The sequence below is a fragment of the Aeoliella sp. genome (genome assembly GCF_965227375.1).
Taxonomy (GTDB): domain Bacteria; phylum Planctomycetota; class Planctomycetia; order Pirellulales; family Lacipirellulaceae; genus Aeoliella.
On the sequence record NZ_CBDDFX010000002.1, the window covers coordinates 243,730 to 256,133 of the forward strand.

11 protein-coding genes are annotated in these 12,404 nt (G+C 59.9%); 6 read left to right on the forward strand and 5 right to left on the reverse strand.

The window, feature by feature from the left end; translation table 11 throughout:
• The first annotated feature begins 63 nt into the window (after positions 1–63).
• Entirely contained in the window at positions 64–738 is a 675-nt protein-coding gene (gene msrA, locus ACQK2L_RS14095) for a peptide-methionine (S)-S-oxide reductase MsrA (RefSeq protein ID WP_425397659.1), read from the forward strand.
• Between the two features lie 299 nt (positions 739–1,037).
• Here the strand turns inward: msrA and ACQK2L_RS14100 are convergent, their stop codons facing one another.
• Positions 1,038–1,298, reverse strand: coding sequence for a transposase (locus ACQK2L_RS14100; RefSeq protein ID WP_425397660.1), 261 nt, complete (start codon positions 1,296–1,298; stop codon positions 1,038–1,040).
• Between the two features lie 151 nt (positions 1,299–1,449).
• Positions 1,450–5,163, reverse strand: coding sequence for a methionine synthase (gene metH, locus ACQK2L_RS14105; RefSeq protein ID WP_425397661.1), 3,714 nt, complete (start codon positions 5,161–5,163; stop codon positions 1,450–1,452).
• 334 nt (positions 5,164–5,497) lie between these two features.
• On the opposite strand from metH, the gene ACQK2L_RS14110 reads away from it, so the two are divergent.
• Positions 5,498–6,652: a glycoside hydrolase family 172 protein gene (locus ACQK2L_RS14110; RefSeq protein WP_425397662.1), complete on the forward strand. Its 1,155-nt coding sequence runs from the start codon at positions 5,498–5,500 to the stop codon at positions 6,650–6,652.
• 47 nt (positions 6,653–6,699) lie between these two features.
• Positions 6,700–8,430 (forward strand): GH39 family glycosyl hydrolase, encoded by a 1,731-nt coding sequence (locus ACQK2L_RS14115; protein WP_425397663.1) that lies wholly within the window; start codon positions 6,700–6,702, stop codon positions 8,428–8,430.
• 66 nt (positions 8,431–8,496) lie between these two features.
• Here the strand turns inward: ACQK2L_RS14115 and ACQK2L_RS14120 are convergent, their stop codons facing one another.
• The 3 genes from ACQK2L_RS14120 to ACQK2L_RS14130 all read right to left on the reverse strand — a co-directional run bounded on the left by ACQK2L_RS14120 (position 8,497) and on the right by ACQK2L_RS14130 (position 10,268).
• Positions 8,497–9,213, reverse strand: a complete 717-nt coding sequence (locus ACQK2L_RS14120; protein WP_425397664.1) for a hypothetical protein — start codon at positions 9,211–9,213, stop codon at positions 8,497–8,499.
• 221 nt (positions 9,214–9,434) lie between these two features.
• Complete coding sequence (locus ACQK2L_RS14125; protein WP_425397665.1) at positions 9,435–9,800, reverse strand: hypothetical protein; 366 nt, start codon at positions 9,798–9,800, stop codon at positions 9,435–9,437.
• Positions 9,801–9,866: 66 nt separating this feature from the next.
• Complete coding sequence (locus ACQK2L_RS14130; protein WP_425397666.1) at positions 9,867–10,268, reverse strand: hypothetical protein; 402 nt, start codon at positions 10,266–10,268, stop codon at positions 9,867–9,869.
• 730 nt (positions 10,269–10,998) lie between these two features.
• Between ACQK2L_RS14130 and ACQK2L_RS14135 the strand changes: the two genes are divergently transcribed.
• From ACQK2L_RS14135 to ACQK2L_RS14145, 3 genes are all read left to right on the forward strand, one after another.
• On the forward strand, positions 10,999–11,361 hold the full coding sequence (locus ACQK2L_RS14135; RefSeq protein WP_425397667.1) for a hypothetical protein: 363 nt from the start codon (positions 10,999–11,001) through the stop codon (positions 11,359–11,361).
• 124 nt (positions 11,362–11,485) lie between these two features.
• Entirely contained in the window at positions 11,486–12,064 is a 579-nt protein-coding gene (locus tag ACQK2L_RS14140) for a hypothetical protein (RefSeq protein WP_425397668.1), read from the forward strand.
• Between the two features lie 16 nt (positions 12,065–12,080).
• Positions 12,081–12,392 carry a high-potential iron-sulfur protein gene (locus ACQK2L_RS14145; protein WP_425397669.1) on the forward strand — a complete coding sequence of 104 codons (312 nt, stop codon included), beginning with the start codon at positions 12,081–12,083 and terminating at the stop codon, positions 12,390–12,392.
• Positions 12,393–12,404 lie beyond the last annotated feature (12 nt).

A 12,404-nucleotide genomic window follows, 5' to 3' on the forward strand; every position in this document is an offset into this window, starting at 1 on the left:
AGAATAAGGTGACGGCGTCGCGAGGCGCCCCATCAACTGAGATTCGATGCGAGAGAGGCTCGGATGGCGTTTAAGCGATTTCTAACGTTCCTGCTACTGCTGGCCACTGCCGGTGGCTGCAGCGCGCAGTTGGCCATTGGCGAAGAAAAGCCAACGGCGAAACCAATCACAAAGGCGGACAAACCGAGGGAGAAGATGGCTCAAGCGACGTTCGGCGGAGGATGTTTCTGGTGCACTGAGGCCGTGTTCCTCGCCTTGGAGGGAGTAGAAAAGGTCACCAGCGGCTACAGCGGCGGCCAGGTCGAGAATCCGACCTACCGAGAAGTGTGCATGGGTACCACCGGCCACGCCGAGGTGATTCACATCGAGTACGATCCCGAGAAGGTGACCTTCCAGGAGCTGTTAGAGGTGCATCTAAAGACGCACGACCCCACCACGCTCAACCGCCAAGGCAACGACATCGGCACCCAGTACCGCAGTGCTGTGTTCTATCACACGGATGAACAGAAGAAGCTCGCCGAGACAGCAATCGACGAACTCAACAAGGCCGGCGCGTACGAGAACCCGATCGTCACCGAGGTAACCGAGTTCGAAAAGTTCTGGCCCGCCGAGGACTATCACCAAAACTACCTGGCGGAGAATCCCAACCAGGGCTACTGCCGCCTGGTCGTGCAGCCGAAGGTGGATAAGTTTCGCAAGGTGTTTAAGGATAAGTTGAAGAAGGAAGAGGCGAAGTAAGGGGTGTGTGGCGAAGCTTGGTGTAGTGACCATTCTCCAGCGGTTTGTTAGCCCCGGCATTCATGCCGGGGTTCGCTCTCTGCAAAGCACTGCCCGCCCCTTTAGGGGCCTTCATCAAACAGTCCTTCTCACGCATCGAACTGTTCAATCGTCTCCAAGCGTTTCGCGATACTCCCTTTCGCGTGGTGTTCCTTTTGGTTTCGAATGTAGTCGACAACCCAAGGCAGGTCCTTCGTGCCGAAACTGACTACACCATTTCCGGTTTGCCATTGCAGCATTTTGTCGCGGGTTTCGCTCTGCTAGTTCACATCGTGAGTTGAACCTCCCTTGAGTTGTCCAATCCACTCACTCGGAGACAACGTAGGTGGAACTGTGACGGCAACATGGATGTGAGTTGCGATTCCACCAATTGCGTGGAGAAATGCGCCGGGCGTGTCTGCTATGCGATCCTTAATCGCCTGATGCGTTAGAGGCTCGACCTTCGGCGTCAACAAAGGGAGGCTATTCTTGGTATGCCAAGTAATGTGCAGATTGATTTCGCTGTAGTAGTTGCGAGCCATCGGAACCCCCTGACGATGGATATGGAAGGCCCATAAATGGGCCTAAACGGTGTACTTTCAGCCGTTTCCCCCGGCGTAAACGCCGGGGCTAATGCAGCAAAAGACGTCAGTGGCCTCTTCTCTCCCCGGCATCTCATGCGGGGGTTGCCCCTTACACCTCGTACCCCAAATTCGGCGACAACCACCGCTCGACTTCCGCGACGCTCATCCCTTTCCGCTTCGCGTAGTCTTCCACCTGCTCCTTGGTGATGCGGTCCACGGCGAAGTAGCGGGATTCGGGGTGGGCGAAGTACAGACCGCTCACGCTGGCCGCCGGCATCATGGCGAAGCTGTCGGTCAGCGAGATGCCAGTCTTCGCTTCCGCGTCGAGCAGGTTGAAAAGCGTCCGTTTCTCGGTATGGTCGGGCTGCGCGGGGTAGCCGGCGGCTGGGCGGATGCCGCGGTACTTTTCGGCGATCAGCTCTTCGTTCGAGAAGCTCTCGGAGTTGCCGTAGCCCCACTCACTTCGCGCGCGGGCGTGTAGCGACTCGGCGAACGCTTCGGCCAGGCGGTCGGCCACGGCTTTGATCATGATCGAATTGTAGTCGTCGTGATCGGCCAGGAACACTTCGGCCAACTCCTGACAGCCGAGCCCAGCCGTGACCGCGAAGCCGCCCAGGTAGTCCTGGCGGCCCGAATCGACCGGCGCGACGAAGTCGGCCAGCGAGTAGAAAGTCGACTGACCTTTACGTTCCCACTGCTGCCGCAGTCCGTGGAACCGGCAAAGCTCCTTGCTCCGCGAGTCGTCCGCGTACAACACGATGTCCTGCCTGTCGGAATTCGCAGGCCAGAAGCCGTATACGCCGCGCGCGGTGAGCAGTTTCTCGTCGATCACGCGATCGAGCAGGTCGTTGGCGTCTTTGAACAGCTTCTTCGCTTCGGTGCCCAGGTTCGGGTCGTCGAGAATCTTCGGGTACTTGCCCCTCATTTCCCAGGTCAGGAAGAAAGGCGACCAGTCGATGTACTCCCGCAAGTCGGCCAACGGATAGTCCTCCAGCACCTGCGTGCCGGTGAACTCGGGTGTGGGGATGTCGACCTTGGCCCAGTCGCTGGCAAAGTGCTTTGCACACGCTTCGGCGTACGGCACGAGCGTGACGCTTTGCCGCTTGTCGTAGCTGGCCTTCAGGTCGGCTTGCAGCTTTTTGTTCTCTTCGACCAGCTTACCGAGTTGCTCGGGATTCATGATCTTCTCGACCACGGGCACGCTTCGCGAAGCGTCGACCACGTGCAGCACCGCGCCCGAATAGCCGGGTGCGATCTTTACGGCCGTGTGTTTGGCGCTGGTCGTGGCGCCGCCGATCAATAGCGGGGTCTTCAACTCCAGTCGCTGCATCTCGCGGGCGACGTGCACCATTTCGTCGAGGCTCGGCGTAATGAGTCCCGAGAGGCCAATCACGTCGACGCTCTCTTCGGCCGCCTTTTCCAAGATGCTCTCGCACGAGCACATCACGCCCATGTCGATCACGTCGAAGTTGTTGCAGCCCAGCACCACGCCGACAATGTTCTTGCCAATGTCGTGCACATCGCCCTTCACGGTGGCCATCAGCACCTTGCCGCGACTCGTGCCGGCGGTGCCGGCCGCTTCCTTCTCGGCTTCCATAAACGGGGTGAGGTACGCCACGGCCTTTTTCATCACGCGTGCGCTCTTTACCACCTGCGGCAGGAACATCTTGCCGGCGCCGAACAGGTCGCCCACGATGCTCATGCCGTCCATCAACGGGCCTTCGATGATCTGTAGGCACTTACTGTACTTCTGGCGAGCTTCTTCGGTGTCTTCATCGATGTACTTAACGATGCCCTTCACCAGCGCGTGCTTCAGTCGTTCCTCGACGCTTTCGTTGCGCCACTCTTCAGTCGCAGCGGCTGCATCGCCGGTCGCCTGGTTCTTGATCGACTCGGCGAAGTCGACCAGTCGCTCGGTGGCATCGTCGCGGCGGTTGAGGATCACGTCTTCCACCAGCTCCTTGAGCTGCGGCTCGATCTCGTCGTACACCACCAGCTGGCCGGCGTTCACGATGCCCATGTCCATGCCGGCCGCGACCGCGTGGTACAGGAACACGCTGTGGATCGCTTCGCGCACGGGATCGTTGCCGCGGAACGAGAACGACACGTTCGACACGCCGCCGGAGACCTTGACGCCGGGGCATTCCTGCTTGATTCGCCGCGTGGCGTTGATGAAATCGACCGCGTAGTTGTTGTGTTCCTCGATGCCGGTGGCCACGGTCAGGATGTTGGGGTCGAAGATGATGTCTTCGGCTGGAAAACCAATCTTGGTCGTCAAGAGTTCGTAGGCTCGCTTCGAGATACGAACCTTCTCATCTTCCGTAGCGGCCTGGCCTACCTCGTCGAACGCCATCACCACGACCGCTGCACCGTACTGCCGGCAGAGCGACGCGCGGCGGAGGAACTCCTCTTCGCCATCCTTCAGGCTGATCGAGTTGACGATCGCCTTGCCCTGCACCGCCTGCAGGCCCGCCTCGATCACTTCCCACTTGCTACTGTCGATCATCACCGGCACGGCTGCCACGTCGCTCTCGCCAGCCAGCAGGCGCAGGTAGCGGACCATCTCGGCTTTGCTATCCAGCAGACCTTCGTCCATGTTCACGTCGATCACGTTGGCGCCATTCTGCACCTGCTCGATGGCGATCTCCACTGCCTCTTCGAACTTCTGCTCTTTGATCAGCCGAGCGAACTTGCGACTGCCGGTCACGTTGCTCCGCTCGCCGATCATCAGGAAATTGCTGTCGGGGCGCAACTCAAGCGGCTGCGTCCCGCTCAAGCGAAGTCGCGAGGCGACGGTTGTCTTCTTGTGCGGCCCGATGTCCTTCAGTCGCTCGACCATCGCGGCGATGTGATCCGGCGTCGTGCCGCAGCAGCCGCCGACGATGTTCACCCAGCCACGCTCAGCAAACTCGGCGACCGTTTCCGCCATCGCGGCAGGGCCGAGATCGAACTGGCCCATCTCGTTGGGTAAACCCGCGTTGGCGTGGCAACTGATGTATGGCGTCGCCACGTTCTGCAACGTTTCGATGTGTGGGCGCATGATGTCGGGACCGAGCGCGCAATTCATGCCAACCGACAGCATGGGGAAGTGCTCAATCGCGTTCCAGAACGCCTCGATCGACTGGCCGGAGACGAATGTTCCGCCACCTTTGTCGAACGTGCCGGAGATCATCACCGGCACGCAAAGGCCGCTGTCGCGGAAGTAGTTCTCGATCGCGAACAGGCACGCCTTGAGGTTCAGCGTGTCGATCACCGTCTCGGGCATCAGGATGTCGACGCCCGCGGCCACCATCGCTTCCACCTGCACGTAGTACGACTCGACCATCTGGTTGAAGGTGACGTCGCGGTTTGCCGGGTCCTCGACGCTCGTGGAGATAGCCATCTGCTTCGAGGTCGGGCCGATCGAGCCAGCCACGAACCGCGGCTTGTCGGGCGTGCGCTCGGTGAACTCTTCGCACGCCTGCTTGGCCAACTGCACGGCAGCTGCATTCAGTTCGCGGGCCAGGTCTTCCGGGTTGTCGAACTCGAAGTCGCCCATCCCCACGGGGCTCGCGCCGAACGTGTTGGTCTCGACGATGTCCGCGCCGGCCGCCAGATAGTTGCGGTGGATGGTGATCTGCGCTTCTGGCTGCGTGATGCAGATCAGATCGGGAAAGTTTTTTAGATCTTTATGGTGCTCGGCAAACCGCTCGCCGCGAATCTCGGCTTCACCAATGCCCAAGGCCTGCACCTGGGTGCCGGTGGCGCCGTCGAGGAACAGAATCCGCCGCTGGAGCAATTCATCCAACTCGGCCGTACGATCAATCACAGCAGTCTTGAGCATGAAGTTTTCAGCAACCAGTTATCGATAACCGGACCGCCACGCGGTCCACGATTCTCAGCCCGCGGTTATGCGGTCGGGGTAAACGCTCCATCATACCATCTAACTCGGGGCTGCTTAACCCTGGAGCATGGACACACCACAGGGTTTTCCGTTCGCTTCCAGAGCTGACAATCTGCCAGCGGGCGGGGCGGGTGTCCGGGAAACTGGAGTGAATGCCGGGAAAAGAACCTATGATCCCCGCACAGCGGTACTTACAGTAGGGCTACCGCTCCAAGCTTGTGTTCCCCGCTTGCGGTGCCTCCTGCCAGCTACCCTCCAGAAAAAGGCGTTTACCATGAAGCTCCAACACGCGCTACTTTCGCTTGCCAGCCTGCTCCTGTTGCAGGTATCCGCTACGGCTCAACCGCCCCAGGGCGATGGTTTGTTCGACGTCGACAACGAGATCATTTCGCGGTCCATCTCCGAAGAGAACCCCACCGGAGAGCCCGGCGAAGGGGGCAAGGCCGCCAGCCAGATTGGTGTCGGCCGCAAGGGCGCGCCGCGCTTCGAGTTGAAGGCTGGCGAGACCCATCAACTGTGCGACATCGAGGGCTCCGGCACCATCCGCCACATCTGGATGACCGGCACCTGGGGACGCAGTCGCGAGATCCCCATGCTTCGCAGCGTCGTGATCCGCGGGTACTGGGACGGCCAGGAGCACCCCAGCATCGAGTGCCCCATCGGCGACTTTATGGGCAGCGCCCACGCCAAGTCGGTCGCCTACCAGTCGGCAGTCCACTCCACCGGCGAGAAGGAGGCATTCAACTTCTGGCTGCCGATGCCGTTTACCAAGCGGGCGCGGTTCACGCTCACCAACGAAGGCGACAAGGACTGCACGGTCTACTACCAGATAGACTACACGCTGAACGAAGACCATTCCGACACGGTCGGCCGCTTGCACACCAACTTCCGTCGCGCGAACCCCACGACCATGAAGGAAGACTTCGAGCTAATGCCCAAGCGAACCGGCAAAGGGCGGTTCATTGGCTCGGTGATGGGCATCCGTACGCTGCATCCCGGCTGGTGGGGCGAGGGCGAGGTGAAGGTCTATATGGATGGCGACGACGAGTACCCCACCATTTGCGGTACTGGCAGCGAAGACTACGTCGGCCTGTCGTATGGCATCCAGAACACGACTCACATGTACCACGGCTGCAGCTTGCTTGAGAAGTCGAAGGAGAAGTTCGAGCAGCTCGACATTCCCAAGAACGAGAAGGTCAACGTGCCGATGTCGTACATTTCGATGTACCGCTGGCACCTGCCTGACCCGATCTACTGGAAGAAAGAGTGCCGCGTCACCATCCAACAGATCGGTTGCTGCTACTACGAACGCGACGACGACTGGACGACCGCCAGCTTCTGGTACGAACCCGTGCCAAGCGAACCTCTGGGACCGTTCCCGTCCGAAGAAGAGCGCACGGCGGATTTGAAGCCGCTTTTGAATCCGTAGAACATGTTTTGAAATCGCGTGAGCCAGACGCGATACTGGAGATCGCCATGACGAAGTCACGGAGGCAAGCCGCGAAGTGGGGCATTGCCGCGGCCGTGTTCGCGCTGTCGGGCGTCGCTGCGGCGGAAACGGGCGACCTGGATCGCCCGTTCAGCCCGTTTGGCATTGGCAATTGCCACGTCAATGGTCGCTCGGTCGCCGACTTCGAGCGGTGGATGCCAGCGATGCAGGCGATCGGCATCACGGTGCAGCGGACGCCTCACTGCCATTGGGGTGCGCTCGAACCGAAGCCAGGCGAGTGGAACTGGGCGAACCTCGACGCCCAGATGGACTATCTCGACCAGCATGGTTTCCGTTACGGCTGCTTGTTGATTGGCAGTCCTCGCTGGAACACCGCCGACCCGCCCGGGCATTTGCCGGTGAACAACCTGGATGGTTGGTCGAACTACGTCACGCAACTGGCCACGCACGTTCGCGGCCGGGCCAATCGGCTGGAAGTGTGGAATGAGCCACCTAACTTCACCGGCAAAGACCAGACGCCGGAAGACTACGCCAAGATCGTGGTCGCATCCTACGATGCAGCCAAAGCGGTCGATCCCAACTTCCAGATTGGACTGGCCGCCAAGAGCGTGCACGTCAACTACCTGGAGAAGGTGATCCGCGCTGGCGCCAAGGACCACTTCGACTACATCGTGCTCCATCCTTACGAGGTGTTCGACGGCATTGCCGATAACGCCGGCAGCGAAGCGGTGTTCATGAACATCGTACCGGTGGTGCGAAAGATGCTTGCGGAGGTCAACCCGGAAAAGCAAAACGTGCCGGTCATCATCACCGAGCTCGGCACCGACGCCGACCGAGGCGCGGAGCGACAAGCTCACGCGCTGGTCAAGGCTTACGCGATGGCGATTGCCCAAGGCGTCGAGTGCCTGCAGTGGTTCGAAGGTCGCGATGGCGACAGCGGACCGAAGGGTCTGCTCGACCGCCAGGGCGCGCCGCGCCCGTCGTACCACGCCATGGCCACGATGATTAAGCATCTGGGAGCCTATCCGGAGTACATCGGTTGGACCCGCCTGGGCGGTGATTCGCTCGCTTTCGCATTCGAAGGTGCCAGCGGTCCCGTGGTAGTTGCCTGGGGCCCGGCGGGCGAGGCGGCAGAGGTTGCGCTTGCCAGCGACGTGCGGGTGATCGATCCGATTAGTAGTGAAGCAACCCTTACGCGCGAACTGTCGCTAGGCGTTGCCCCGGTGTTGGTGCTCGACGCGCCGGCTTCGACGCTCGACGCGGCCCGGGCGAATGCAGGTCGCCCGCTCGTTTGGGGCGGCGACTACTCGGATGCCGAAGAAGTTTCGATCACCTATGGCAATCTGACCGCCGAGCGAGGCCTGCACACCCGCAGCGGATCGCAGAACGACCGAATGGTGAACGTCGACGGTGTTTCCGCCCGAACTGGCGACACGCCAGGCGGTAACGCGTTCATCGTCGACCCGGGCTTCCTAAGCTACGATCGGACGCCGATCGAGATCACGGTCGAGGTCCGCCGCAACCGCGCCAACGACAACTCGGGCTTCAAACTGGTGTACGAATCGACCGACGGCTTCAAAACAGCCGGTACCTGGTACACCGTGCCCGACAACAAACAGTGGCACACCGCCCGTTGGCGAATCGACGACCCCCAATTCGTGAACTACTGGGGCTACAACTTCCGCCTGGAATCTGACGGCAACGTGCACAACAAATACCTGCTCCGCCGCGTGTCGGTGCGGAAGTTGGGGGAGTGAACGAGGGCCAACGGTCACCCGTTACGTATTATCGGCAGCGGAAAGTGTGAGGACGACGGCTACAGATTACGGATCTTGAGTGCTGCCTGGCTGCGGAACTTCGGTGGGATCACCGACCGCATTTTGCAGTTTGATCTTCGCGGTTTCTGTCCGAATCAAATTGGCAATTCCCTCGGTAGGACACAACCTGAGATACGTGACCCCGCCTTCGGTGGCTCCGCGTGCCAACGTGCCGATTACCTTCCCCGTCTGTTGGCTGATGATCGGCGAACCGCTTTGCGACTGCAGACGTAGTTCGTCGTCCAGCTCGATGCCGATGTACTTCCTGGTCACTTCGTCGACCTTGCCTTCCACCAGCACATGCCCGTCTTTGGCGTTGGGGTCCTTATTCGGCAACCACACACGCTCGCCAACGTTGGGTAGCGGGCGATCGTCCAACTCTAGCGGCTTGCACACAGCGAAGTTGTTTTCGTCGCCCACCACAATGAAATAATCGCGGCGCAAGTCGAATTCCGTCGGCCCCACCTGTCCCCCATCGCCCGGCGCGCCAAGCGAGTGCGTGAACTGAAATATCTCCTCGTCCGCTAGCCCGGCGAGCCACTCGGCCGACAGCATGGGCGCTCCCTCGAAATCCAAGAAGTGCGCGCTGGTCACGCCCACCGGCGTGCCGTCAGACGCAGCCACAACAAATCCCGTCCCCTGATGAGTAACGTCGCCATCGGCGAATTGGAAACGAGGCTGAAACACTAGTTGCCCCGTCGGCGGGGCGACTTTCGTTGCCATCGCAGGCGTGGTGGCGGCTCTGTTGCAGCCACACAATGCAGCACAGGCTATCGCCAATGTCAGACAATAGAGCTTCATAATTTTTCGATCCTTCGAATCAGGAAACCAGAGATCGACACCAGCAGTGGAGTGTTTGCATGAAGTATAACGGGAGAACCGGAGGATTGAACACCGCGCCGCAGCGTGAATCAAATCGACACCATAGACTTATGCAGTGCTAGCTAGCAACTAGCCCACGCGGCGAGCTTAATGCTCAGAGTTAGCCATGCGGCAAGCGAGGCGATCGACATTAGGGCAGTCAGCACCTTCGGCCAGATCACGAAGGAAAATATTCCCAAAAGCAGTGCCAGGCAGATGCCCGAACTAATCAGGTACTCATCGACTGATGAGGACGTGTGCAGCAGAACGAGGCCACCCGAAAAGGGATGGTGCTCGAACGAAGTGTTCGGCGTCATCTGGGCCAATTGCAGTAGACAATAGAGCAGGAAGAGGCCCGCGGGATAAAGCCGCCACTGCCATGTTGGACGGGCTGGTCGCTTCTCACCAGTCGACTGGTTTGTCGGTGCTTTGTAGGGGTTATCTTCCACGCTAGTTAACTCCGGTCAATCTAAGTCCATAACTCACCTGCCGTGTTCTTTGTACACAATCGGCTTCTAGCTGAACTCGCGATCAACGGTGTACTGCACCCGCGGGCCGGTGGCGTGTGGAGGTGTCACGATGGACAATTGTACGTACGTGTCCTTCTCGGTATCGCGCGCAAGGCATTGGATGAGTCCATCTTCGCGACGAAGCTGATCGACGATTTCATATCGGTCGAGATAGAAGCCCTTCCACTTCCCATTGCGGAGCATTTGACACTGCCAAGGGGTGAGTGCACCAGCGGAAACGAGGTACGAGCAGAACGCGGTGATCGTGTCGGGCAGGGGCGAGGAGTCGAGGAAGTTCTCTCGATAGGCGCGCACGTGGTCGGCCGCCATCTGCTCGGTCGCTAGCTTGCTTCGCACCCACAATTCGACGAGTTCTTCGATCGTATTCACGTCGCGATGATCGCCCATCGTTCCACTCGTTCTCCATGGGTTTCACGTATCTATTCGGCTCGTGCGGACCTTGCACACGGTCCATCCAATCGCGGCGACTCCGACCATCGTGAGGCTGAGCAATTGCACCAACGCAAGCAGCGCATCGAAGATGGCGAACAGGTCGGACTTTGTTGGATCGTCGCGGGTCCGGTTTGCAAAGTGATGGAAGCCTAGTAATTAGCGTTAACTTGTTGGGTAGGAGTTTTGAAACTAGCCACGGATATACCCAGTGCGGCCGAGCCACAACCAAAGTACTAATCACCGAGGGCACGGAGACCGCAGAGAACGCAAAGCCGCGACTGCTAGTCGCGTTTGAATATTAGCCACGGATGAACACGGATGGACATAGATTTTTGGCCGAGAAGCATTGAACGAGAATAGTCCCGCAGGGACGAACTTCGACAGCCAAGCGCCACCCTGGGTCAGTTATCCGCGGTCGAGGGGCAGCACGAACCGACACGGATCAAGAATGCATGAGTTTGAGACCGCCCGCGGCTAACATTGTCCGTGTTTCATCCGTGATCATCCGTGGCTGAATTCCAAACCTCAATCGCTCTCAGTAGGCTCAAAAGAAGACGACGTCCCATGCCCGATAACTCCTCCCTTCGACCTCACTCAAGCCCACCGCTACTTCGCGGCTCATTGTTTCAACGAGACGTGGCCCCAGATCGAGAAGGCCGATCGCACGCGGGAGGAGGACGATGCGATGGTGCTTACGGCCGCCGCGTCGCTGTGGCACTGGATGCAGCGGCCTGATTGCACCGATCAGAACTTGTCGGTTGGTCACTGGTTGCTGTCGCGCACGCTCGCTTTGGCCGGCGTGGGGCAGGGGGCCCTGCGCAATGCCAAGCGGTGCCTCGCTCTGGCGGCCGAAAGCTCCAAATTCTACATCGGCTACGGCCACGAAGCGGTCGCCCGCGCCGCCGCGGTGCTAAACGATCAGGCGAAGTGCCAGGCCCACCTGCTCGAAGCCCACTCCTGCTTGGCCGAGATCACCGACGACACGGAGCGCGAAATGTTGGAGAAGGACCTGCAGGAACTGGCGCACAGCTTGGGGCTGGACGTGTGAGGGCGCAGGGCTATGGGAACGTCTTGCGTCGACGACAATCTCACCAATGGCGTGCTTGGCGAATCGGGCAGCTTCAAGCTACATTCCCTGTAGCGCACTTTGAACTGCTCAGGCGAAAGGTTGCATGATGGGCTTGTTCGACTTCTTACAACGCAAACGCACTCCACCCGCGGTCCGGCCCCAGGCAGCCAGTCCACGAGCACGCGCGCCCAAGGCGGAGGACGAGGGCCCCTCGCCCCACTACGTGTTCGCCCACTACGCGCTGCGCCAGTTCGCGCTGGAGAACCCGCTGCGATTCCTCGCGGTCGTGGCCTCTCCCGACGCAGAAGCATTCTTCGAGGCCGTGCTGCAAGATGTATGCGAGCATTGCCATTGCCAGCCGCCGTTCGCGGCCAGCTCTATCCAGGTTCACACGGTGAGAATCCAGAACTCACCGTGTGCCGTGATCGAACTCCCCGAGCCTGGCGGAATGACCGAAGCATTCATGGTGGCCCTGGTGGTGCTGATCGATATCGAGTCCGGCGAGCCTCCCAACCCCGAAGACGTGGAGGCGCGGTACTTCACCCTCGAGCAAGGCTTCACCTTGTCCAACGAACCCCGAACCGTCTTGGCCGAATGGGACTCGCAACGCCACTCGAACTACGGCGACGGCCCCGAACCCACGGTCGAAGCGTTTGTTCGAGCGATTGGTGGACAGATCTAACTTGAGCCACAATGCCATGAACGAAAACAACATCGCGACGAACACCTGGTCCAATATCGATTCCAAGGCTCTCTACGAAGACAACTGGCCGAACGAACCTGAGTTGCGGCAACAATACGAAGAGGGCCAGCAATGTGGAGGCTGTTCCTTCTTCGCCCCCTTCAACGCCGACTGGGGGCTATGCGGCCACGCCGCGTCCCGCCATCACCTTGAGACCGTGTTCGAGCACTTCACGTGCACTTCATTCATCAACGAGGGCTGGGGACCGCATAGCTTCACCGAAGACGCGAGCCTTCACTGTCGCTGCGGTGGCGAGTCGTCGCAGTAGGGAGCGCATCGC